Genomic DNA, 23383 nt, shown 5'->3' on the forward strand with positions numbered 1-23383 from the left:
TCCTCACGGTTATCGGGTTCCCCACATGTAGGTCTGCTTCTTGAGCTTGAGGTAGACGAAGCTCTCGGTGGAGCGCACTCCGGGCACGGCCCGCATGCGTTTGTTGATGACCTCCAGGAGGTGGTCGTCGTCCTCGCAGACGATCTCCACCATCAGGTCGAAGGAGCCTGCGGTCATCACCACGTACTCGCATTCGGACATGGCCGACAGCGCGTCCGCGACCGCCTCCACGTCGCCCTCGACGTTGACGCCGACCATCGCCTGTCTGCGGAAGCCCACGGTGAGCGGGTCCGTGACGGCGACGATCTGCATCACGCCCTGGTCGAGCAGCTTCTGGACGCGCTGGCGCACGGCCGCCTCCGACAGGCCCACGGCCTTGCCGATGGCGGCGTACGGCCGTCGGCCGTCCTCCTGGAGCTGCTCGATGATGGCGAGGGAGACGGCGTCCAGCTGCGGCGAGCTGCCGTTCCTGGACTCGCGGGAGGGCTCGCGGGGTTCCCGCGACCCCTTCTGGTCTGCGCTTCGACTGGCCACGAGGTCACTGTGCACGAGGTCTCGACACTTCCGCAAGCCTGGATCGATGAAATCCGTTGTTTGAGTCCCCGACACCTGCGGATTCCGCACGATCGAAGGGAGCGGGGGTGTTGAAAACGTGGGTCGGCCGACTAGGGTGGGTGTCTCAAGTACTGGACATCCGAACTGGAGGGCCGGCAGTGAGCACCGAGCTGCGTCGTCTGCGCAACTACATCGGCGGTGAGTTCAAGGACGCCGCCGACGGACGGACCACCGAGGTGGTCAATCCCGCGACGGGCGAGGCGTACGCGACCGCTCCGCTGTCCGGGCAGGCGGACGTGGACGCCGCGATGGCGGCGGCCGCCGAGGCCTTCCCCGGCTGGCGCGACACCACGCCCGCCGAACGCCAGAAGGCCCTGCTGAAGATCGCGGACGCCTTCGAGGAGCGCGCCGAGGAGCTGATCGCGGCCGAGGTGGAGAACACGGGCAAGCCCATCGGGCTGACCCGCTCCGAGGAGATCCCGCCGATGGTCGACCAGATCCGCTTCTTCGCGGGCGCGGCGCGGATGCTGGAGGGCCGCTCGGCCGGTGAGTACATGGAGGGCCTGACCTCCATCGTGCGCCGCGAGCCGGTCGGTGTCTGCGCGCAGGTCGCGCCGTGGAACTACCCGATGATGATGGCCGTGTGGAAGTTCGCCCCGGCGATCGCGGCGGGCAACACCGTCGTGCTGAAGCCGTCCGACACCACCCCGGCCTCGACGGTCCTCATGGCCGAGATCATCGGCTCGATCGTCCCCAAGGGCGTCTTCAACGTCATCTGCGGCGACCGCGACACCGGCCGCCTGATGGTCGAGCACGAGACCCCGGCGATGGCCTCCATCACCGGCTCGGTGCGCGCCGGCATCCAGGTCGCCGAGTCCGCCTCCAAGGACGTCAAGCGCGTCCACCTGGAGCTGGGCGGCAAGGCCCCGGTCGTGGTCTTCGAGGACACCGACATTGCCAAGGCCGTCGAGGACATCTCGGTCGCCGGCTACTTCAACGCCGGCCAGGACTGCACCGCCGCCACGCGCGTGCTCGTCCACGAGTCCATCCACGACGAGTTCGTCTCCGCGCTGGCCAAGGCCGCCTCCGAGACGAAGACCGGGCAGCCGGACGACGAGGACGTGCTGTTCGGCCCGCTCAACAACCCCAACCAGCTCAAGCAGGTCGAGGGCTTCATCGACCGGCTGCCCGCGCACGCGCGCGTGGAGGCCGGCGGCAAGCGGGTCGGCGACAAGGGCTACTTCTACGCGCCGACCGTCGTCTCGGGCCTGAAGCAGACCGACGAGATCATCCAGAAGGAGGTCTTCGGCCCGGTCATCACCGTGCAGTCCTTCTCCGACGAGGAGCAGGCGGTGAAGTGGGCCAACGGCGTCGAGTACGCGCTGGCCTCCTCCGTGTGGACCAAGGACCACGGCCGCGCCATGCGGATGTCCAAGAAGCTGGACTTCGGCTGCGTGTGGATCAACACGCACATCCCGCTGGTCGCCGAGATGCCCCACGGCGGCTTCAAGAAGTCCGGCTACGGCAAGGACCTCTCGGGCTACGGCTTCGAGGACTACACGCGGATCAAGCACGTGATGACGTCGCTGGACGCGTAGTCGAGCGGTTCGGCTGTGACGGCCCCGGGCGCTGCCGCCCGGGGCCGTTCGCGCGCCTGCCACGCAGCATGCCCTCGTTTTTGAACGTGTTCAACATGGGCGTAGAGTGCCGGCATGAGCGACAGAGCCGCCCTGCTGAAGGGCATCCGCGCCTGGCTGGTCTTCTTCGTCGTGTGCCTGGTGCTCAGCGGCGCCACGGCCTTTCCCCTGGTCCACGAACTGCGGTGGACCGAGGATGTGTTGCGCGGGCTGTCCGTGGGTGAGTACCTGCCCGGGCTGACGGACTGGATCGAGCGGGTCCGGGCCGGCCTCGAACAGGCCGACGCCGAATACCCCTTCCTCCTCTACGGCACGGACTGGCTGGCCTTCGCTCACCTGGTGATCGCGGTCGCCTTCTACGGGCCCTACCGTGACCCGGTCCGCAACATCTGGGTCGTCGAGTTCGGCATGATCGCCTGCGCGGGGATCATCCCGCTCGCCCTGATCTGCGGACCACTCCGCGGGATCCCCTTCTGGTGGTCGGTGATCGACATGGCCTTCGGCGTGTTCGGGGTGATCCCGCTGTACCTCGTCCGGCAGCGGATCAAGCGGCTGGAGGCGCTGACCGCGCCGGCGGCCGTCCCGGCGTCCGGTGGCTGAGAAAAACCGTTATCCCGGGAACCTTCACGCCGTCTCCCCGCATGTGATCCCCCACATAGCCAAGACCCCCGTCCTGTCTGAGAGGGTGCGTGCGGAAAAGTACTGATCCCATCCGGCGAGAGGCCACCGTGGACAGTCAGCACTGGCGCGCCGTCATCACGGCGGCCCAGGCCGGCGACCGGCGGGCGCTGGACGAGCTGGTCGGGGGCTGGCTGCCGCTGGTCTACAACATCGTCGGCCGGGCGCTGAACGGCCACGCCGACGTCGACGACGTCGTGCAGGAGACCATGCTGCGCGCGGTGGGCCACCTCGGTTCGCTGCGCGACCCGGACAGTTTCCGGTCCTGGCTGGTGGCGATCGCCATGCGGCAGATCCGCGACCGGGCCCGGCAGAAGACCCCGGACCGGCTCGTCGAGGAGGCACCGGCCTCCGACTTCGCCGAACTGACCGTGCTGCGCCTCCAGCTGGAAGGCCAGCGGCGCGAGGTCGCCGAAGCGGTGCGGTGGCTCGATGACGAGGACCGCCGGCTGCTGTCGCTGTGGTGGCTGGAGGTCGCGGGCGAACTGACCCGGCGCGAACTGGCCGCCGCCGTCGGCATCACCCGGCAGCACGCCGCCGTGCGCGTCCAGCGGATGAAGGAGCGACTGGAGACATCGCGCGGCATCGTCCGCGCCCTGGACGGCGCCTGCCCCGGCCTGCGCGAGCTGACCGGCCGCTGGGACGGCCGGCCCGACTCGGTGTGGCGCAAGCGGCTGGCCCGGCACATCCGCGGCTGCGGCTACTGCGGCGGCACCCGCGAGGCCGTCGTACCGGCCGAACGCCTCCTGGCCGGTATCGCCCTCGTCCCGCTGCCCGTCGGTTTCACGCTGTCGCTCGCCTTCGGCGGCAAGACCGCGGCTGCCGCCACCTCCGCCGGCTGGTCCGCCAAGCTGCTGGGCGCGCTCACCAAGCCGGCCGTCGCCATGACGGCGGGTGCGACGATCGTCGCGGGCGGCGCCTACGTCGTCACGCAGCCGCCGGACGCCGCGCCGCCCCGGGCCGCCCTCGCGCCCACGGCCACGGCCACCCCCGAACCGCCGCGTTCGTACGCGCCGCCCGCCCCCACCCCCAGGTCCTCACCGCCGCCGACGAAGAAGACCGACCCCTACGGGACCGTCGTCGACACCGTCGACCGCGCCCCCGACCCGAACGCCCGGCCCGCCGCCCTGCCGCGCCGCCCCGAATCCGGCATCACCAGCACCGGCGGCCCCAAGGCCGTCATGCAGCACCGCGGCGACCGCGTGACCCTCACCGGCCGGGGCTACGTCCTGGTCCGCTGGCAGATCTCACCCCGGTCCCGGCCCGGCGCGCTGGTCATGCCCTCCTGGACCGGCCTGGAGGGGAGGCTGTTCCATGTGGCGTCCGGCGGCTGGCGCCGGATGGACGACCCGCTGCCCGGCGCCCCGAACGGCTACGCCACCGGCATGGGCGGACCGGACATCGGCTACGCGGTCCTCCCGCCCGGCACCCAGCAGATGTGGCAGAACGAGTACTTCTACCTCGACGGCACCGTCACCCTCACCCAGAACGAACGGGGCTGCGACTACGGCCTCACCGTCTTCCCGTCGGACCGGGATGCCGTGGTCGGGGACATCAACGAAGGCCCCGCCGACGGCGCCATCCGCTACGGGCTCGTCCGCGACACCGGCACGGACAGCGCGCCGGTGCCGCAGTACGTCACGCGCTCGGCCCCGGCCGACCCGGCGACGGTGCCGCAGCGCTCGCGCGTGTAGCGCACAGCACGTCGACGCGGTTCGTCGTGATCGAGTCCACGCCCGCCTCCAGCAGCCGCCGCATGGAGCGGCGGGTGTCGGGGGTCCAGACGGAGACCAGGTGGCCGTCGGCGTGCACGCGCTCGGCGAGAGGGTGGTCCACCAGCGAGAAGCGGTAGTTGAGCCAGCGCGGGCGGACCGCCTCCAGCAGCACGGGCCGGGGCGGGGCCAGGGTCGTCCAGGTGAGGGCGATCTCGGCGGCCGGATCCGCCGCCCGCACGGCGAGCATGGCGTCGGCGCCCGCGCAGTAGTAGACCCGGTCCGCCGCCCCGGCCTCCGCCACGACGCCCATGATCCGGCGCACCGCCCGCACATCGGGCGACCCGGGCAGGTCGATCATCACCCGGTGCCCGTCGGTCGCGGGCAGGGCCTCGGCCAGCGTCGGCACCCCGCCGCCGGTCAGCCCGCGCACCTCCTCGGACGACAGCGCGAGCAGGGGCCGCTCGTGCTCCCACAGCCGCTTCAGCGTCGCGTCGTGCAGCAGCACCGGCACGCCGTCCCGGGTGAGCCGTACGTCGATCTCCACCGCGTCCGCGCCCCGGCGCAGCGCGGAACGCAGTGAGGCGACGGTGTTCTCCCGGACGCGGTAGGGGTCGCCCCGGTGGGCGACGGCGACCGGGGCGGGCGTCATCGGGAGAGCCACTGCGCGGTGTACGTGTCGATCTCGCCGGCGATGCGGGCCTTGCCCGCCGCGTCCAGGAAGGATGCCTCGACGGCGTTCTTCGCCAGTTCGGCCAGGCCCCGCTCGTCGAGGCCGAGGAGCCGGGCGGCGACCGCGTACTCGTTGTCGAGGTCGGTGCCGAACATCGGCGGGTCGTCGGAGTTGATGGTGACGACCACCCCGGCCCGCACGAACTCCTTGATCGGGTGCTCGTCGAGGGTGCGGACCGCGCGGGTGGCGATGTTCGAGGTCGGGCACACCTCCAGGGCGATCCGGTGCTCGGCGAGGTGCGCGAGCAGCTTCGGGTCCTGCGCGGAGCTGGTGCCGTGCCCGATGCGCTCGGCCCGCAGGTGGGTCAGAGCGTCCCACACGGTCTGCGGGCCGGTCGTCTCGCCGGCGTGTGGTACGGAGTGCAGTCCGGCGGCGATCGCCCGGTCGAAGTACGGCTTGAACTGGGGCCGTTCCACGCCGACCTCGGGCCCGCCGAGACCGAAGGAGACCAGGCCCTCCGGGCGCAGCCGGTCGTCGGTGGCGAGCCGGGCCGTCTCCTCGGCGGCCTGCAGACCCGCCTCGCCGGGGATGTCGAAGCACCAGCGCAGCACGGTCCCGAACTCGGCCTCGGCGGCCTTGCGGGCGTCCTCGATCGCGTCCATGAAGGCCCGCTCGTCGATGCCGCGCCGGGTCGAGGAGAAGGGGGTGATGGTCAGCTCGGCGTACCGCACCTGCTGCCGGGCCAGGTCGCGGGCCACCTCGTACGTCAGCAGCCGGACGTCCTCCGGGGTGCGGATCAGGTCGACGACCGACAGGTACACGTCGATGAAGTGCGCGAAGTCGGTGAACGTGAAGTAGTCGGCCAAGGCCTCGGGGTCGGTGGGCACCTTCGAGTCGGGGTGCCGAGCGGCCAGTTCGGAGACGATCCGGGGGGAGGCGGATCCCACGTGGTGCACGTGCAGTTCGGCCTTGGGCAGGTCCGCGATGAAGGCCCTGAGGTCGCGGGGGGCGTGAGGGTCGACGAGATGCTGGGTCAAGGTTCCTCCCCGGAACGGCGCCCCGGCCGGCACAGGGCGGGCGGGCGCGGGTGATCGGCTGATCGGTGACTCGGCATCATCGTAGGCCGTGGCGCAGCGCCCTCGCCGGGGGCACGGTGCCGTATCGATGTGCGGCTCCGCCGCGCGGGCGCGACCGGCCCCGGCGCACCCGCCCTGTGGCTCGCACCGGACGGCCCCGTAGCATGACGGGACGATCGACCCAGGGGGGACGCACGATGACGGACGCGACGCAGCCCGACGGAGGCAGCCACGACCCGTGGGCGCCTCCGGAGAACACGCCCTCGCCCGACAAGAACCAGTCGCCCCGGCCGCCGTCCGTGCACGACCAGGCCACGGTCACCTCCATGCCGGGTTTCACCCCGCCCGCCGGCACCCCGCAGTTCGACGCCTCCGCCACCGGCGCCGTGCCGCCCCCGCCCGTGGCTCCCACCGGCCCGGGGGCGGCGCCGGGCGGTTACGGATACCCGGGGAGCTACCCCCAGAGCGGCTACGGCTGGCCGGGCATGCCCATGGCCCCGCAGAACGGCATGGGCGTCGCCGCGATGGTGCTCGGCATCATCTCCTGCACCCTCTTCTGTCTCTACGGCGTGGTCTCCCTGGTCACCGGCATCCTCGCCGTCGTCTTCGGCATCAAGGGCCGCAAGCGCGCCGAGGCCGGGGTGGCCACCAACCACGGTCAGGCCCAGGCCGGTCTGATCATGGGCATCATCGGGATCATCCTCGGCATCACGGTGATCGTCCTGATCGCCGTGGGCATCACGGCCGCGATCAACAGCGACCGCGACGACGACCCGTACTACGGCGCCGCCGGCCCGGTGGCCACCGCCCCGTCCCACCGCTGAAACAGCCGCCCTCCGAGGCCGACTTGGCCACTACGATGCCCTGGTCTGACAACGGAGGGGAGAGCGTCCATGTCCAACACCAATCCGCCCCCGGGTGGTTTCGGCCCGCCGGCCCAGCCGCCGCAGCAGCCGGCCCCGGGCTACGGCTATCCGCAGCAGTCCGGCCCGGGCTACGGCTACCCCCAGGGCGGCCCCGGCTACCCTGCCGCGCCGCCCGTGGGTTACCCGCAGGCGCCCGGCTACGGGATGCCCGCGCAGCCCAGCAACGGCATGGGAACCACGGGCCTGGTGCTGGGCATCATCGGCGTGGTGTGCAGCCTGACGTTCATCATGTGGTTCTTCGGCGTGATCCTGGGCATCCTCGCGATCATCTTCGGTGCCATCGGCCGCGGCAAGGCCACCCGCGGTGAGGCCACCAACAAGGGCGCGGCGACCGCGGGCCTGGTCTGCGGCATCATCGCCACCGTGATCCTGCCGCTGCTCGGGTTCCTGCTGTTCGCCAGCATCATGGGCGGGCTCGGCGCGGCGTCCTGAAAGGGGCGCGCGGAGTGCGGCAGGGGCCGGTCCATGGGACCGGCCCCTCACTCATGCTCTCGCCGTCCGCAGCCGCTCCCGCGCCTCCATCAGGGCGAACCCCAGCAGATTCGGCCCCCGCCACCGCTCCGGATCCATCGCCGCCTCGTCGTCCGCGGCCAGCCCGATGCCCCAGACCCGGTCCACGGGGCTCGCCTCGACCAGCACCCGCTCGCCCGTGCCCAGCAGGTACGCCATGAGTTCGGGATGCGCGCCGAACTTGTGGACGCTGCCCTCGACGACGATCCGGAACCGCTCCCGGGCCCAGGTCGCCTCGTCGAAAGCGCGCACCAGCCGCCCGGCCTTCTTCGCCTCGGCGGGATGCCCCGCGGCCAGCGCGGCACGCTCCGCCGCCGGGTCCTCGAAGAGCCGGGCCTTCTCGGCCATCATCCAGTGCTCGGCCGTTGCGTAGGCCACGCCGTCCACCGTGAACGGCGAGGGCCACCACTGGCTCAGACAGCTCGCGCCGATCCGGCCGTCCGGCCGCGGCCGGTGCCCCCAGAAGTGCAGGTACCTGACCCTGGCCCCCGCGCGGACCGCCCTGATCAGGGCCTCCCGCGAGCCGACCGCCCCCGTGATCTTCTCCATGCACGCGAGTGTGGCACGCACCACTGACACAGCGTCCTGCCTTTTCGCGTGGAACTCGACACCTGGTCGACAGATTCCGTCGCGTAACCAAAAATCAACAACGGAATCACTTGTTGGCATGCCATACCTCTGTCAGGATCGGCACTCAAATCGAGCCTGAGCCACGCCGGCCCCATCAGGGGACACGGAGGAGAGCGACATGCACAACCCGGGCACTGCCATCCCGGACCGATTCCCGGCGGAGGAGCGCTTCGCACAGGGCGCGCAGTACATCGCGGGGCGCCTGACCAGGGGCACCTCCGGCCGTACGCACGCCGTCGTCGACCCGGCGTCCGGCGAGGAGGTCCTCACCTACGAGCTGGCCGGCCCGGCCGACGTCGACCGGGCCGTCGCCGCCGCCCGCGCGGCCTTCCCCGGCTGGGCGGGAGCCACCCCCGGCGAGCGGTCCGACGCCCTGCACCGGTTCGCCGCGGTCCTCGCCGACCGGGCCGAGGACTTCGCCCGCGCGGAGTCGCTCCAGTGCGGCAAGCCGCTGAAGCTGACCCGCGAGTTCGACGTCCCCGGGACCATCGACAACACCGCCTTCTTCGCCGGTGCCGCACGGCATCTGCAGGGCCAGTCGGCCGGTGAGTACTCCGGCGACCACACCTCGTACGTCCGGCGCGAGCCCATCGGCGTCGTCGGATCGATCGCGCCCTGGAACTACCCCCTCCAGATGGCCGCCTGGAAGATCCTCCCGGCGATCGCGGCGGGCAACACCATCGTCCTGAAGCCGGCCGAGCTGACCCCGCTGACCTCGCTGCTCTTCGCCCAGGCGGCCACCGACGCCGGGATCCCGGACGGCGTGATCAATATCGTCACCGGCACGGGCAGGGAGGCCGGGGAGCACCTCGTCGGCCACCCGGACGTGGCCATGACGTCCTTCACCGGCTCCACCGCCGTCGGCAAGCGCGTCGCCGAGGTCGCCACCGCCACCGTCAAGCGCCTCCATCTGGAACTCGGCGGCAAGGCGCCCTTCGTGGTCTTCGACGACGCCGACCTGGAGGCCGCCGCCCACGGCGCGGTCGCGGGCTCCCTGATCAACACCGGGCAGGACTGCACGGCCGCCACGCGCGCGTACGTGCAGCGGCCGCTGTACGAGGCCTTCGTGGAGCGGACCGCGGCGCTCATGGAGACGGTCCGGCTCGGCGACCCCTTCGCCGCCGGCACCGACCTGGGGCCGCTGATCTCGCAGGTGCAGCGGGACCGGGTGGCCGGGTTCGTGGACCGCGCACGGGCCTACGCGCGCGTGGTGACCGGCGGGGAGGCACCCGAGGGCGAGCTCGCCAAGGGCGCCTACTACCGGCCCACGCTGATCGCCGACGCGGCCCAGGACAGCGAGGTAGTCCAGTCGGAGATCTTCGGGCCGGTCCTGGTCGTGCTGCCGTTCGACACCGACGACGAGGGTCTCGCGCTCGCCAACGACACCCCGTACGGGCTCGCCGCCTCCGCCTGGAGCCGGGACGTGTACCGCGCGAACCGGGCCACCCGCGAGATCAAGGCCGGCTGCGTCTGGATCAACGACCACATTCCGATCATCAGCGAGATGCCGCACGGCGGCTACAAGTCCTCCGGCTACGGCAAGGACATGTCCGCGTACTCGTTCGAGGAGTACACCCAGATCAAGCACGTCATGTTCGACAACACCGCGGTGGCCGCCAAGGACTGGCACCGCACCGTGTTCGGGGACCGATAGCCGTCTGCAGGCCGCCTGACCAACGGCCGTCCACCCTCCGAAAGGGCACCACGCGCATGGAGCAGTACGAGCCCGACCGCCTGTCCGCGGCCCAAGTGGCCGCCATGCGGCGCAGTTTCACCAACGGCAGGGCCGCCCTCACCCGGCGGTCGCTGCTGCGCGCCTCGGCGGGCGGAGCGCTCGCGGCCGGCGGAATCGGCACGCTGAGCGCCTGTGGCATCCCCGCCGCCGGCCAGTCGAAGGGCGGCGTCCCGGCCGAGGACCACTCGGCCAAGGAGAAGACGGTGAACTTCTCCAACTGGACCGAGTACATGGACGTCGACGACAGCGGCAAGCACCACCCCACGCTGGACCAGTTCGCGAAACGGACCGGCATCAAGGTCAAGTACACCGAGGACATCAACGACAACAACGAGTTCTTCGGCAAGATCAAGCCGCAGCTCGCCGCGGGCCAGGACACCGGCCGCGACCTGATCGTCCTCACCGACTGGCTGGCCGCCCGCCTCATCCGCCTCGGCTGGGCGCAGAAGCTCGACCCGAGCAACCTGCCGCACGCCTACGCCAACCTGTCGGCCCAGTTCCGCAGCCCCGACTGGGACCCGGGCCGCGCCTACTCGTACGTCTGGCAGGGCATCTCGACCGTCATCGCGTACAACAAGAAGGCCCTCGACGGCGTCGAGGTGAAGTCGATATCCGACCTGCTCGACAACCCCAAGCTCAAGGGCCGGGTCGGCTTCCTGTCGGAGATGCGCGACAGCATCGGCATGACCCTGCTCGACATGGGCAAGGACCCGGCCGACTTCACCGCCGACGACTACGACGCGGCCATCGCGCGGCTGCAGAAGGCCGTCGACAAGGGCCAGATCCGCCGCTTCACCGGCAACGACTACACCTCGGACCTGACCAGCGGCGACTTCGCGGCCTGCGTCGCCTGGGCCGGGGACGTCGTCCAGCTCAAGGCGGACAGCCCCGACATCGACTTCCTCATCCCGGACAGCGGCTACGTGACGTCGACCGACAACCTGCTGATCCCCAACAAGGCCCGGCACAAGACCAACGCCGAGCGGCTCATCGACTTCTACTACGAGCCGAAGGCGGCCGCCGAACTCGCCGCGTACATCAATTACGTGTGTCCCGTCGACGGCGTGAAGGCCGAGCTGGAGAAGATCGACAAGGACGCGGCGAACAACCCGCTGATCATTCCCGACAAGGCCATGGCCGCCAAGTCGCACGCCTTCCGCTCGCTGAGCTCGAAGGAAGAGACCGAGTTCGAAGCGAAATTCGCGAAGCTGACGGGGGCGTGACCACCATGACGAACCAGACCGGCCCCGGCGGCGACGTCCGCCTCACGGGCATCGCCAAGACGTACGGTGCCTTCACCGCCGTGCACCCGCTCGACCTGACCGTGCCGCAGGGCTCCTTCTTCGCCCTGCTCGGCGCCTCGGGCTGCGGCAAGACCACCACCCTGCGCATGATCGCGGGCCTGGAGGAACCCTCCGCCGGCACCGTCTTCCTGGGCGACCAGGACGTGACCGCCCTCCCGCCCTACAAGCGGCCGGTGAACACGGTCTTCCAGTCCTACGCCCTCTTCCCGCACCTCGACATCTTCGAGAACGTCGCCTTCGGCCTGCGCCGGCGCGGCCTGAAGTCGGTGAAGAAGCAGGTCGAGGAGATGCTGGAGCTCGTCCAGCTCGGCGAGCAGGCCCGCAAGAAGCCGCACCAGCTCTCCGGCGGCCAGCAGCAGCGCGTCGCCGTGGCCCGCGCGCTGATCAACCACCCCAAGGTGCTCCTGCTCGACGAGCCGCTCGGCGCCCTCGACCTCAAGCTGCGCCGCCAGATGCAGCTGGAGCTCAAGCGCATCCAGACCGAGGTCGGCATCACCTTCATCCACGTCACGCACGACCAGGAGGAGGCCATGACGATGGCCGACACGGTCGCCGTGATGAACGGGGGCCGCGTCGAGCAACTGGGCGCCCCCACCGACCTCTACGAGAACCCGCGCACCACGTTCGTCGCGAACTTCCTCGGCACCTCGAACTTCATCGAGGCCGAGGTCGACTCCAGGAGCGGCGAGGAGATCGTGCTGAAGGCGGGCGGCGGCAAGCTCGTCCTGCCCGAGGCGCGCTGTTCCGCGCCCACCGCCACCGGCGGCAAGGTGCTGGTCGGCGTCCGCCCGGAGAAGATCTCCCTCAGCCACGCGGACGACGCCGGCGAGATACCGGAGGGCCGCAACCGCATCACGGGCCGGATCGCCGACTCCAGCTTCATCGGCGTCTCCACGCAGTACGTCGTCGACAGCCCGGTCTGCTCCGACTTCGAGGTCTACGCCCAGAACATCGACCGCGACCCCCGCCTGGTGCCCGGCGCCGAGGTCGTCCTGCACTGGAACCCGGCCCACACCTTCGGTCTGGACGCCGCCCAGGACGCCGACGCCGGAGTGGAAGAGGCGGCCTGATGAGCACACTCACCGAGGCGCCACCGCCCCTCGCACCGCAGGCGCCCGAGCCGAAGCGCCCCAAGCGCCGGGGCCGCCTGACGCCGTACTGGCTGCTGCTCCCCGGCATCGTCTGGCTGCTGGTGTTCTTCGCGCTGCCGATGATCTACCAGGCCTCCACTTCCGTGCAGACGGGCTCCCTGGAGGCGGGCTACAAGGTCACCTGGCACTTCGCCACCTACTGGGACGCGCTGTCCGCGTACTGGCCGCAGTTCGTCCGCTCGGTGCTCTACGCGGGCACGGCGACGATCCTGTGCCTGCTGCTCGGCTACCCGCTGGCCTATCTGATCGCCTTCCGCGCCGGCCGCTGGAAGAACCTGATCATGATCCTGGTGATCGCGCCGTTCTTCACCAGCTTCCTGATCCGCACCCTCGCCTGGAAGACGATCCTCGCCGACGGCGGCCCGGTCGTCGGCGCGCTCAACACGCTGCACGTCCTGGACGTCACCAACTGGCTCGGCATGACCGCCGGCGACCGCGTCCTCGCCACCCCGCTCGCGGTGGTGTGCGGTCTGACGTACAACTTCCTGCCGTTCATGATCCTTCCGCTCTACACCTCGCTGGAGCGCATCGACGGACGCCTGCACGAGGCGGCAGGCGACCTGTACGCCCGGCCCTGGACGACCTTCCGCAAGGTCACCTTCCCGCTGTCGATGCCGGGTGTCGTCTCCGGAACCCTGCTGACCTTCATCCCGGCGGCCGGTGACTACGTCAACGCCGACCTGCTCGGCTCCACCGACACCCGCATGGTCGGAAACGTCATCCAGACACAGTTCCTGAGAGTGCTCGACTATCCGACGGCCGCGGCGCTCTCCTTCATCCTCATGGCGGCCATCCTCCTCATGGTCACCTTCTACATCCGCAGGTCCGGGACGGAGGATCTGGTCTAAATGCCCTTCGTCAACTGGCTCAAGAGAAATCTCGTCGTCATCGCGGGACTGCTGACCCTCGGCTATCTGCTCCTGCCGAACGTCGTCGTGACGGTGTTCTCCTTCAACAAACCGAAGGGACGCTTCAACTACGAATGGCAGCAGTTCTCCCTCGACGCCTGGAAGGACCCGTGCGGCGTCTCCGGGCTGTGCGGGTCGCTGTCCCTCAGCCTCCAGATAGCGTTCTGGGCGACCCTCGGCGCCACGCTCCTCGGCACGCTGATCGCCTTCGCCCTGGTCCGCTACCGGTTCCGCGCCCGCGGCGCCGTGAACTCGCTGATCTTTCTGCCGATGGCGATGCCCGAGGTCGTCATGGCCGCCTCGCTGCTCACCCTGTTCCTCAACATGGGTGCCCAGCTCGGCTTCTGGACGATTCTCATCGCCCACATCATGTTCTGCCTGAGTTTCGTGGTCACGGCCGTCAAGGCGCGTGTGATGTCGATGGATCCAAAACTGGAGGAGGCGGCACGGGACCTGTACGCGGGCCCGTTCCAGACCTTCGTCCGGGTCACACTGCCGATCGCGGCACCGGGAATCGCGGCGGGCGCGCTGCTCGCTTTCGCGCTCTCCTTCGACGACTTCATCATCACGAATTTCAACGCCGGCTCGACCGTCACGTTCCCCATGTACGTGTGGGGCTCGGCGCAGCGTGGAACGCCCGTTCAGATCAATGTCATCGGCACGACCATGTTCGTCGTCGCCGTACTGTTCGTCCTGGTTTCCATGGTTGCCGGAAACCGCCGCAACAGGCAAAAGGCATAACCGTAGGGAGTTGAAATCATGGCCCCGAGCGCCATGAATCAGTGGACCCGTTCGCTTTCCGACGCCCAGCCGGTCCCGTACTGGCTGGACGACCCCGGCCGGCCCCGGCCCGAACCCGCCCTCACCACCTCCGAGACCTGCGACCTGCTGGTCGTCGGCGGCGGCTACAGCGGGCTGTGGACGGCGCTGATCGCCAAGGAACGCGACCCGCAGCGGGACGTGGTGCTGGTGGAGGGCCGCGAGGTGGGCTGGGCCGCCTCCGGCCGCAACGGCGGATTCTGCGCCGCCTCCCTCACCCACGGCCTGCCCAACGGCCTCACCCGCTGGCCCGACGAGATCCACAAGCTCCAGGAGCTGGGCGACCGCAACCTCGACGCGATCGAGGCCGCCGTCGCCCGGCACTCCATCGACTGCGACTTCGAACGCACCGGCGAGATCGACGTCGCCACCGAGGCGTACCAGGCGCGCGAACTGCGCGAGTGGCACGAGGAGACCGCCCGCCGGGGCCTGGCCGAGGGCGTCGAGTTCCTGGACGCCGACGCCGTACGGGAGCAGGTCGACTCGCCCACCTTCCAGGCGGGCCTGTGGGACCGCAGGGGCGTCGCCATGCTGAACCCCGCGAAGCTCGCCTGGGGCCTGAAGCGGGCCTGCGTGGAACTGGGCGTGCGCGTCTACGAGCACACCCCCGCCCTGACCCTGAAGCCTTACGGCCCCGGCATGGCCGTCCGCACCCCCTACGGCCGGATCCGCGCCCGCCGGGTCGCCCTCGGCACGAACATCTTCCCGAACCTGGTCAGACGCGTCCGCTCGTACACCGTCCCGGTCTACGACTACGCCCTGATGACCGAGCCGCTGACCGACGGGCAGCTCGACTCGATCGGCTGGAAGAACCGCCAGGGCCTCGGCGACAGCGCCAACCAGTTCCACTACTTCCGGCTGTCCGCCGACAACCGGATCCTGTGGGGCGGCTACGACGCGATCTACCCCTACGGCGGCCGCGTCCGCGCCGAGTACGACGACCGCCCCGAGACCTACGCCAAGCTCGCCGGGCACTTCTTCACCTGCTTCCCGCAGCTGGAGGGTGTCCGCTTCTCCCACGCCTGGGGCGGCGCGATCGACACCTGCTCCCGCTTCTCGGCGTTCTTCGGCAGCGCCCACCAGGGCAAGGTGGCCTACGCGGCCGGGTACACCGGCCTCGGTGTCGGCGCCACCCGGTTCGGCGCCGAGGTGATGCTGGACCTGCTGGCGGGGGAGCGCACCGAGCGCACCGAGCTGGAGATGGTCCGCAGGAAGCCGCTGCCCTTCCCGCCCGAGCCGTTCGCCTGGACGGGCATCGCCCTCACCAAGTGGTCACTGGCCCGCGCGGACGCCCAGGGCGGCCGCCGCAACCTGTGGCTGCGCACGATGGACCGGTTGGGGCTGGGATTCGACAGCTGACCGACCGGGTGTGATCCGGTTCACTCCAAGGAGGTACCGGAACCCGCGTAATGGCCGGGGGGACACCCCCTTCTCCCTCGTGATGCCCTCCGGACGCCCCGCGCGTCCGCGAGGTCCGCGAGAGAGAAGGGGGTCTTTCCGATGACCGGTGCGAAGACGGCGGTCGAGTGGCTCGCATCCGTCGCACCCGATCCCGCGGCCTGCCGCTGGGAGTGGGAGCGCAACCCGCTCGGGGTCGCGCTGCTGCCGGCGGGCAGCGCCTGGGACGTGCTCATCCTGCCCGGCGAACTCGGCTACGCGACACTCGACGTGCTGAGCCGCGTCCTCGACCAGCAGGGGCCCGTGCTCGTCGACTGCGGCGACGCGCGCATGGGCTTCTTCGTGCCCCCGGGCACCGCGGCCCGCTGGCTCGGCACCGGCATCCGGACGGCCGGCGCCGGCACCTGGATCGTGGTGCCGTACCCGGGCCGCTCCTCACCCGGTGGCGTCCGCTGGCTGGTACCGCCCGACGGCTCGGGCCTGCTGACCGACCCGGCCCTGCTGGAACTGGCCATGCACGAGGCGGCGGCGGGCCTGGCGACGGAGAACGACGGTCAGGGGCCGGGTGGTTGAGACCGGCCGGGCGTCGTCACCGTCCGGAGGAACAGCCACAGCGACGTCAGCAGCACCGCGCTCAGACACCAGCCGGCCACCACGTCCAGTGGCCAGTGATAGCCGCGGCGGACCAGGCCGTAGCTCGCGCCGAGGACCACGGCGGCGCAGAGGGTGATCAGGGCGCGGCGGGCCAGGGCCGTGCAGAGCCAGGGGAGCAGCAGCAGGGTCGCGCAGCCGTAGGCGATGGCGGCGGTGGCGGTGTGGCCCGAGGGGTAGTAGCCGGTGCCGGGCGGGACGGCCGGGGTGCCCGGGCGGTCGGTGAGTTCCTTCAGCGGGACGACCAGCGCCGAGACCAGGGCCAGGAGGAGGGCCGCCGCGGCGCCGGGCAGCCACCAGCGGTCCGCCCCGGCGCTACGCCGGCGTACGGCGACATACCCGGCCGCGAGGGCGAAAACCGGGACCGCGACCGGGATGTTGCCGAGGTCGGCGAGGAGTTCGGAGCAGCGGTCCGGGTTCACCAGGACGCGGCTGAGCCGTTCGTCGAGCCGGACGAGCGGGCCGCCGGCGACGACCTGCCAGGTGATCAGGGCGAAGAGGAGGGCCGGAAGGGCGAGCAGGAGGGCGACGGAGCCCGGGAGCGCGGCGCGTTCCTGGTTCGCGGGGATCGGCATGGGGGACAGCTTGGCACGAGCACCGACGCCCACTCGCGGCCCCTGCGGAGGACCACGTGAACCACCCGTCACACGACGACGGCCTCCTCGAGCACTGCCCGTGGCGCTTCGCCGGACAGGCCTCGGACCGGCAGCGGACTGCCCAGGAGCAGCGGCAGAAGCGGCTGTTCGCGGGGCCCGGGGAGGTGCGTCTGGGCGAGGACTGCTTCGTCGCGGAGAGCGCCGCGGTGTACCCGGACGTCCTGCACCTGGGCGACCGCTCGTACATCGCGGCCCAGGCCTACGTCACCGGCCGGCTTCGCGCCCGGCCTGCCGGTCCACCGGCAGCCGGTCACCAGCCGGGGGATCACCGTGGGCGACGACGTGTGGATCGGCTCCCACGTGGTCGTCCTCGACGGCGTCACGGCTGGCTCCCCTGAACGACCTGGTGCGGCGGGCGGCCGAGGCGGGTCACGGCCCGCACAGCGTCTCGGCACTCACCGAAACGCTCAGGAAGGAGGCGTTAGAGGGAGGTCGGCCGCCCCGGAACAGGGGGGGTGGTTCCGGGGCGGCCGTCCGGACCGGAACGTCGCGCGCCCCGGGGGGTTTGGGGCGGGCGACTGTCCGATCGGTGAGGAGATCCAGAGCCTCAGGCTCCGGTTGTGTGCGCGAGGGCACGACCAGGTCGAAGCTGGGGAGGCCCCGGCCTGATGTCACCCACAGTCCCCTGTGGGCGGGGTGTATCTCTCATCTGGGTAGAACCTACGACAGGGGCGGGGCGCAGGACAGGCCGTGGGGCCGCCTGTCATCCACCTCGCACACCTTCTTCACACGCTCTGCCGCTCGCCGCCCCGGTAGCGGAACCGGGGCGGCTCACCTGACCGGACGCCGGCTCAGATGCGTGTGCCGGGGGTTCAGACGCGGGAGAACGCCTGCTCGATGATGTCGAGGCCCTCGTTCAGCAGGTCCTCGCCGATCACCAGCGGGGGCAGGAAGCGGAGCACGTTGCCGTAGGTGCCACAGGTCAGGACCAGCAGGCCCTCGGCGTGGCAGGCCTTGGCGAGCGCGGCGGTCGCCTCCGGGTTCGGCTCCTTGGTGGCGCGGTCCTTGACCAGCTCGATGGCGATCATCGCGCCGCGGCCGCGCACGTCGCCGATGATGTCGAACTTCTCGGCCATGGCGGTGAGGCGGGCCTTCATGATCGCCTCGATGTTCTTCGCCTTGGCGTTGAGGTCGAGCTCCTTCATCGTCTCGATCGAGCCGAGCGCACCCGCGCAGGCGACCGGGTTGCCGCCGTAGGTGCCGCCCAGGCCACCGGCGTGCGCGGCGTCCATGATCTCGGCGCGCCCGGTGACGGCCGCGAGCGGCAGACCACCGGCGATGCCCTTCGCCGTCGTGATCAGGTCCGGGACGATGCCCTCGTCCTCACAGGCGAACCACTGGCCCGTCCGGCAGAAGCCGGACTGGATCTCGTCGGCGACGAAGACGATGCCGTTGTCCTCGGTGAACTTGCGGATCGCCGGCAGGAAGCCCTTGGCCGGCTCGATGAAGCCGCCCTCGCCGAGCACCGGCTCGATGATGACCGCGGCGACGTTGTCGGCGCCGACCTGCTTGCTGATCTGGTCGATGGCCTGCGCCGCGGCCTCGGGGCCGGCGTTCTCGGGCCCGGTCGGCCAGCGGTAGCCGTACGCCACCGGCACCCGGTACACCTCGGGCGCGAACGGGCCGAAGCCGTGCTTGTACGGCATGTTCTTCGCGGTCAGCGCCATCGTCAGGTTGGTGCGGCCGTGGTAGCCGTGGTCGAACACCACGACGGCCTGCCGCTTGGTGTACGCCCGCGCGATCTTGACCGCGTTCTCGACGGCCTCGGCGCCGGAGTTGAACAGGGCGCTCTTCTTGGCGTGGTCACCGGGGGTCAGCTCGGCGAGCGCCTCGGCGACCTCGACATACCCCTCGTAGGGCGTGACCATGAAACAGGTGTGGGTGAAGTCGGCGAGCTGCGCCGACGCCCGCCGTACGACGGCCTCGGCGGAGGCGCCCACGGACGTCACGGCGATGCCCGACCCGAAGTCGATCAGCCGGTTCCCGTCGACGTCCTCGATGATCCCGCCACCGGCACGCGCCGTGAACACGGGCAGCACGGACCCCACGCCCTGCGCGACCGCGGCGGTACGGCGGGCCTGCAGCTCCTGCGACTTCGGACCGGGAATGGCGGTGACGACGCGGCGCTCCTGCGGAAGTGCGGTCATGCGGGGCTCCTGGGGTGGTGCGGATGGTCTCGACGGACGCTTGGCTTCTTTTCTCGCAGGCTAGGGCGGGGGAAGGGGGGTGGGCATGCTCCATGTGGGCGTTGTCGGCGGAGCGCCTTGTCCGGGGTGGACATGGCAGTCTCGTGGGGCTGGTGCCCACGACCCGGCCGTGTAAGCGGTGAACTCCCCAGGAGAGGGCGTTAGATTGGCTCGCTGATGGTGGACGGAGCGGCTGGTCAGGGGGCAAGGGCGATGGACAGCGACGGGACGCAGGACGCGCGGGGTACGCATGCGAGTCCCGTGCCGCGCCCGGCGGGACCTCCTCAGGTGCCCGCGATGCCGACCAGGCCGCCCGCGGCCCCCGGGATGCCGCCGCTGCCGGACGGGTCGGCGTTCCTCACCTGGCTGCGCGCGCCGCGCCCCGATGCCGCACCGGGCGTGTGGCGTTTCGGGCACCGGCCGCGGCCCGCGGAGGAGCCCGAGGAGATCCCCACCCGGCAGCTGCTGAGCGGGGCGCTGATCGCCTTCCTCGTGGGATGGCTGATCTGGTCGCTGCTGCAGAACGGCTACCTCGGCACCTGGTGGTGGGTGCCGTTCGACCTGATCGTCCCCGACGCCTGGCGCGGCGGCGACAGCGATCTCGGGGAGACCGGGACGTTCATCGTCTACCAGGGCTACGAGCTGCTCGTCGCCCTGGGGATCATGATCGGGGCGGCCCGGCTCGGCCGCTGGGGCGAGGTGTGGCGCCGCTTCGTCACCCCCCGCTTCCGCCGGCCGGAGGCCCAGGAGGCCCGCACGGCCCCCGAGGACGACCCGGCCCAGTGGAACGAACTGCGTGCCGCCGGGGCCGCGGACGCCGCCGAGCGCCTCGCCACCGAGGCCCGTTCCGGACTGATGCGCGACGTCGACCATGCCCGGATCCTCCGCGCCTGGCAGGGGGTGCGCACCGGACGGCACAGCCTCGCCACCTTCAGCGGCGCCGTGCTCAAGGACGGCGCCGCCGCGTGCCTCCACCCCTCCGGGGAACGAGACCTGCCCGCCCGGCTCGCCCGGCACGACCTCGTCACCGGGCAGGTGCGGCTCGGCACCACCGTGGACGACGCCCGCAACCCGTACGCCTACCGCGGCACCGGGCTGGCCCTCGGGCCCGACCTGCTCGGCACCTCCCTCGTGGCCGTCGGCCCCGCCGGCTCCGGCAAGACCGGGACCGTCGTCCGTCCGCTCGCCGAGTCGCTCTGTCTGCACGCCCTCGCCGGGCGCGCCGCCGTGGTCGTCGTCGGGGCGGCCGGCGCGGGGCTCGGGCCGGCCGACGCCTACGACGTGGTCGTACGGATCGGGAACCAGGACTCCGAGTACGACCTCGATCTGTACGGGGGCAGCACCGACCCGGACGAGGCCGCGGCCGTGCTCGCCGAGGCCCTCGTCGGGGACCTCGCCGACCCCCACCCCGGCAGCGACAGCCGCCGGTCCACCACCGTCCTCGCCCAGCTGCTCGGGCCCTTCCGGGCCGTGCACGGGCGGTTCCCTTCCGTACCGGAGCTGCGGCAGCTGCTCGACGGCGCGCCGGGGCCGTTCGCCGCGCTGCGGCAGGGGCTCCAGGAGGCCGGGCAGGAGTCGCTGCTGCGGGAGCTCGACGCCCGGGAGCGGCAGATGGGGCAGCCCGGGGACGTCGGCGGAGTGCTGGGCGACCGGGTCGCGCTGCTCGACCGGCCGGCCTTCGCCGGGTTCTTCGACACCTCCGGGCAGTCCCGGCCCTTCACGCTCAAGGCCCTCGACCACCCGGTGCGGGTGCGCATCGACCTGCCGCAGCGCGGCCACGCCGACGCCTCCAAGATGCTGGCCCGGCTCGTGCTCGCGCAGTTCACGGCGAGCGTCGCCGTACGCGAGGACCGGTCGCTGTTCGCCTGCCTGCTGCTGGACGACGCGACCGGGGTGGTGACGCCCGAGGCCGTGCGGGGCATCCAGCGGCTGCGGTCCGGCAACGCCGGGGTCGTGCTCACCCTGCGGACCCTGGACGACGTGGCCCGGCCGCTGCGGGGACCGCTGCTCGGGGCCACCGGATGCCGGATGGCGCTGTCGGGGCTCACACCGTGGGACGGGCAGGACTTCGCCGAGGTGTGGGGCAAGGAGTGGACCGAGGCCCGCGACGTCACCGACCGGCAGATCATCGCGGAGACCCCGGCGGGCAAGGCCGTGCACATGCTGCGCCGGGTGATCACCGGCAAGGCCCCGACCGCGCGGGCGGTGACCGTGCGGCAGGTCGAGCGGGAGCGCTGGTCCGCCTCCGAGCTGGCGCACGGCGTACCGGCGGGGCACGCGGTGCTGTCGCTGACCGACGTCAAGGGCGAGCACGCGCCACCGCTGCTGGTGGATCTGCGGGGCTGACCCCTGCCCACGGGTGTGGGTACGCGGGGACCGTACGGTGAGGCAGAATCGTCACAGGTCGTTCATACGCGGCGGCCAAAAGACACAGTGATCACACAGCCCTGACGCAGAAGGCCTCATGCCCCCGACGCTCGCCTCGCTCGTCCACCACTCCGCGCTGAAGCTGACCGTGCGGGCGGGCGAGGACCGCCTCGACGTGCCGGTCCGCTGGGCGCACCCCAGCGAGCTCGCCGACCCCGTCCCCTACATGGAGGGCGGGGAACTGCTGCTGATCACCGCGCTCAAGCTGGACGCCGAGGACCCGGAGGCCATGCGCCGCTACGTGCGGCGGCTGGCCGGGGCCGGGGTGGCCGGGCTCGGCTTCGCCGTCGGCGTCAACTACGAGCAGATCCCCGAGGCGCTCGTCGACGCGGCCGAGAAGGAGGGCCTGCCGCTGCTGGAGGTGCCGCGCCGCACCCCGTTCCTCGCCATCAGCAAGGCCGTCTCCGCCGCCATCGCCGCCGACCAGTACCGGGCCGTCACCGCCGGCTTCGCCGCCCAGCGCGAGCTGACCCGGCAGGCCCAGACCGGCGGGCCGGAGGGGCTGCTGGCCGCGCTGGCCGCACAGGTCGACGGCTGGGCGGCGCTGTACGACGCCTCGGGCGCGGTCGTCGCCACGGCACCGGAGTGGGCGGGGCGGCGTGCCGCGCGGCTCACCGGCGACGTGCAGAAACTGCGGGACCGCCCCGCGCCCGCCTCCTCCGTGGCCGGCGGGCCGGAGAACGAGGACCGGGTCGAGCTGCACACCCTCGGCACCGGCCGCCGCCCCCGGGCGGCCCTGGCCGTCGGCACGGCCGCGGCCCCGGGCACCGCCGAGCGCTACGCCGTCCACTCGGCCATCGCGCTGCTGACCCTGACCACGGAACGTTCCCGGTCCCTCCAGGCCGCCGAGCAGCGGGTCGGTGCGGCGGTGCTGCGCATGCTGCTGGCCGGGGAGCCGGACCACGCCCGCGCGGTCGCCGGTGACCTGTACGGCCAGTTGCTGGACGCGCCGTTCCGGATGATGGTCGCGGAGCGGGTGCCGGTCTCGGCGTCCGCCGCGCTGGCCCGTGCCGAGGCGCGCAAGGGCGCTGCCCCCGCCGAGCGGCACTCGGCCGCCGCGCTCGCCGCGGCCGACCCCGGCGGCGACCCCCTCGCGGCGCTCGCCGATGTCGTGGAGTCCGCGGCCGCCCGGGCCGGGGAAGCCGTGCTGGTGGTGCCGGAAGGGGAGCGGCTGGTGGTGCTGGCCGCGGACGGCGGCGCCGCCGCCGCGGCCTGCGGGGAGTACGCCGCCGCCCTGGAGACGGCCCGGGCGGGGATACGCGAGAAGGTGCCGGGCGGCGAGGAGGACGAACTGGTCGTGGGCCTGTCGGCACCGGCCGGGCCCATCGCCGCGTCCGCCGCCTACAAGCAGGCCGAGCAGGCACTGTCGGTGGCGCGGCGACGCGGGCGCGTCCTCGTGGAGCACGAGCAGATGGCGGCCGGATCGGTGCTGCCGCTGCTGGCGGACGACGCGGTACGGGCCTTCGCCGACGGCATGCTGCGGCCGCTGTACGAGCACGACGCCACGGGCCGCGGCGACCTCGTCGCCTCCCTGCGCGCCTGGCTGTCCAGGCACGGCCAGTGGGACGCGGCGGCGGCCGACCTCGGCGTTCACCGGCACACCCTGCGCTACCGCATGCGGCGGGTCGAGGAGATCCTCGGCCGGTCCCTGGAGGACCCGGACGTGCGGATGGAGCTGTGGCTGGCCCTGAAGGCCACCACCACGGAGTAGCCAAACCGTAGTATCCGCTTCCGCCACTGCTACGGCTCGG

General features: G+C 71.7%; 21 protein-coding genes and 1 pseudogene. 14 read left to right on the plus strand and 8 right to left on the minus strand.

Annotated features, from left to right (window positions below; genetic code table 11):
- Positions 1 to 9: 9 nt before the first annotated feature.
- Complete coding sequence (locus tag HNR57_RS30025; protein ID WP_184564849.1) at positions 10 to 549, minus strand: Lrp/AsnC family transcriptional regulator; 540 nt, start codon at positions 547 to 549, stop codon at positions 10 to 12.
- 164 nt (positions 550 to 713) lie between these two features.
- Between HNR57_RS30025 and HNR57_RS30030 the strand changes: the two genes are divergently transcribed.
- From HNR57_RS30030 to HNR57_RS30040, 3 genes are all read left to right on the plus strand, one after another.
- The gene (locus HNR57_RS30030) at positions 714 to 2153 is read left to right on the plus strand and encodes a gamma-aminobutyraldehyde dehydrogenase (RefSeq protein ID WP_184564851.1); all 1440 of its coding nucleotides are present in this window, start codon (positions 714 to 716) and stop codon (positions 2151 to 2153) included.
- A 114-nt stretch (positions 2154 to 2267) separates the two neighbouring features.
- Entirely contained in the window at positions 2268 to 2792 is a 525-nt protein-coding gene (locus HNR57_RS30035; RefSeq protein WP_184564854.1) for a hypothetical protein, read from the plus strand.
- 128 nt (positions 2793 to 2920) lie between these two features.
- Positions 2921 to 4564, plus strand: coding sequence for an RNA polymerase sigma factor (locus HNR57_RS30040; protein WP_184564856.1), 1644 nt, complete (start codon positions 2921 to 2923; stop codon positions 4562 to 4564).
- On the opposite strand, the gene HNR57_RS30045 is transcribed toward HNR57_RS30040, so the two are convergent.
- Positions 4509 to 5234: a glycerophosphodiester phosphodiesterase gene (locus HNR57_RS30045; protein ID WP_184564858.1), complete on the minus strand. Its 726-nt coding sequence runs from the start codon at positions 5232 to 5234 to the stop codon at positions 4509 to 4511. The two genes, HNR57_RS30040 and HNR57_RS30045, sit on opposite strands and share 56 nt — an antisense overlap.
- The gene (locus HNR57_RS30050; protein WP_184564860.1) at positions 5231 to 6292 is read right to left on the minus strand and encodes an adenosine deaminase; all 1062 of its coding nucleotides are present in this window, start codon (positions 6290 to 6292) and stop codon (positions 5231 to 5233) included. The genes HNR57_RS30045 and HNR57_RS30050 overlap by 4 nt, the downstream gene beginning before the upstream one ends.
- Before the next feature lie 236 nt (positions 6293 to 6528).
- Here HNR57_RS30050 and HNR57_RS30055 point away from each other — a divergent pair, with 236 nt between their 5' ends.
- Together HNR57_RS30055 and HNR57_RS30060 are read left to right on the plus strand one after the other, a co-directional pair.
- Positions 6529 to 7155, plus strand: coding sequence for a DUF4190 domain-containing protein (locus HNR57_RS30055; RefSeq protein WP_184564862.1), 627 nt, complete (start codon positions 6529 to 6531; stop codon positions 7153 to 7155).
- Positions 7156 to 7224: 69 nt separating this feature from the next.
- Positions 7225 to 7689 carry a DUF4190 domain-containing protein gene (locus HNR57_RS30060; protein ID WP_184564864.1) on the plus strand — a complete coding sequence of 155 codons (465 nt, stop codon included), beginning with the start codon at positions 7225 to 7227 and terminating at the stop codon, positions 7687 to 7689.
- A gap of 51 nt (positions 7690 to 7740) precedes the next feature.
- Here the strand turns inward: HNR57_RS30060 and ybiA are convergent, their stop codons facing one another.
- Positions 7741 to 8316 (minus strand): riboflavin biosynthesis intermediates N-glycosidase, encoded by a 576-nt coding sequence (ybiA, locus tag HNR57_RS30065; protein WP_184564866.1) that lies wholly within the window; start codon positions 8314 to 8316, stop codon positions 7741 to 7743.
- A 199-nt stretch (positions 8317 to 8515) separates the two neighbouring features.
- Between ybiA and HNR57_RS30070 the strand changes: the two genes are divergently transcribed.
- The 7 genes from HNR57_RS30070 (at position 8516) to HNR57_RS30100 (ending at position 16285) form a co-directional block, all read left to right on the plus strand.
- Complete coding sequence (locus HNR57_RS30070; protein WP_184564868.1) at positions 8516 to 10051, plus strand: gamma-aminobutyraldehyde dehydrogenase; 1536 nt, start codon at positions 8516 to 8518, stop codon at positions 10049 to 10051.
- Between the two features lie 56 nt (positions 10052 to 10107).
- On the plus strand, positions 10108 to 11355 hold the full coding sequence (locus HNR57_RS30075) for a polyamine ABC transporter substrate-binding protein (protein WP_184564870.1): 1248 nt from the start codon (positions 10108 to 10110) through the stop codon (positions 11353 to 11355).
- Between the two features lie 5 nt (positions 11356 to 11360).
- Positions 11361 to 12506: an ABC transporter ATP-binding protein gene (locus tag HNR57_RS30080; protein ID WP_184564994.1), complete on the plus strand. Its 1146-nt coding sequence runs from the start codon at positions 11361 to 11363 to the stop codon at positions 12504 to 12506.
- Positions 12506 to 13435, plus strand: coding sequence for an ABC transporter permease (locus HNR57_RS30085; RefSeq protein WP_184564872.1), 930 nt, complete (start codon positions 12506 to 12508; stop codon positions 13433 to 13435). Before HNR57_RS30080 ends, HNR57_RS30085 begins: the two co-directional genes overlap by 1 nt.
- Complete coding sequence (locus tag HNR57_RS30090) at positions 13436 to 14236, plus strand: ABC transporter permease (RefSeq protein ID WP_184564874.1); 801 nt, start codon at positions 13436 to 13438, stop codon at positions 14234 to 14236.
- Between the two features lie 18 nt (positions 14237 to 14254).
- Positions 14255 to 15673 carry an NAD(P)/FAD-dependent oxidoreductase gene (locus HNR57_RS30095; protein WP_184564876.1) on the plus strand — a complete coding sequence of 473 codons (1419 nt, stop codon included), beginning with the start codon at positions 14255 to 14257 and terminating at the stop codon, positions 15671 to 15673.
- A gap of 141 nt (positions 15674 to 15814) precedes the next feature.
- A complete protein-coding gene (locus HNR57_RS30100) occupies positions 15815 to 16285 on the plus strand; it encodes a hypothetical protein (protein ID WP_184564878.1) in 471 nt (156 codons plus the stop codon).
- Here HNR57_RS30100 and HNR57_RS30105 read toward each other — a convergent pair.
- From HNR57_RS30105 to gabT, 4 genes and pseudogenes are all read right to left on the minus strand, one after another.
- Positions 16267 to 16938, minus strand: coding sequence for a phosphatase PAP2 family protein (locus HNR57_RS30105; RefSeq protein ID WP_184564880.1), 672 nt, complete (start codon positions 16936 to 16938; stop codon positions 16267 to 16269). The two genes, HNR57_RS30100 and HNR57_RS30105, sit on opposite strands and share 19 nt — an antisense overlap.
- A 68-nt stretch (positions 16939 to 17006) precedes the next feature.
- Positions 17007 to 17342, minus strand: coding sequence for a hypothetical protein (locus HNR57_RS30110; protein WP_184564882.1), 336 nt, complete (start codon positions 17340 to 17342; stop codon positions 17007 to 17009).
- 101 nt (positions 17343 to 17443) lie between these two features.
- Positions 17444 to 17668: pseudogene (locus HNR57_RS41090) on the minus strand (phosphatase PAP2 family protein); the annotation flags it as partial.
- Positions 17669 to 17831: 163 nt separating this feature from the next.
- Positions 17832 to 19166: a 4-aminobutyrate--2-oxoglutarate transaminase gene (gabT, locus tag HNR57_RS30115; RefSeq protein WP_184564884.1), complete on the minus strand. Its 1335-nt coding sequence runs from the start codon at positions 19164 to 19166 to the stop codon at positions 17832 to 17834.
- 252 nt (positions 19167 to 19418) lie between these two features.
- Between gabT and HNR57_RS30120 the strand changes: the two genes are divergently transcribed.
- Both HNR57_RS30120 and HNR57_RS30125 read left to right on the plus strand, forming a co-directional pair.
- On the plus strand, positions 19419 to 21551 hold the full coding sequence (locus HNR57_RS30120; RefSeq protein ID WP_184564886.1) for an ATP-binding protein: 2133 nt from the start codon (positions 19419 to 19421) through the stop codon (positions 21549 to 21551).
- Between the two features lie 118 nt (positions 21552 to 21669).
- Positions 21670 to 23343: a PucR family transcriptional regulator gene (locus HNR57_RS30125; protein WP_184564888.1), complete on the plus strand. Its 1674-nt coding sequence runs from the start codon at positions 21670 to 21672 to the stop codon at positions 23341 to 23343.
- The last annotated feature ends 40 nt before the right edge of the window (positions 23344 to 23383 follow it).

Source organism: Streptomyces paradoxus (assembly GCF_014202475.1).
GTDB classification, from domain to species: Bacteria; Actinomycetota; Actinomycetes; order Streptomycetales; family Streptomycetaceae; genus Streptomyces; species Streptomyces paradoxus.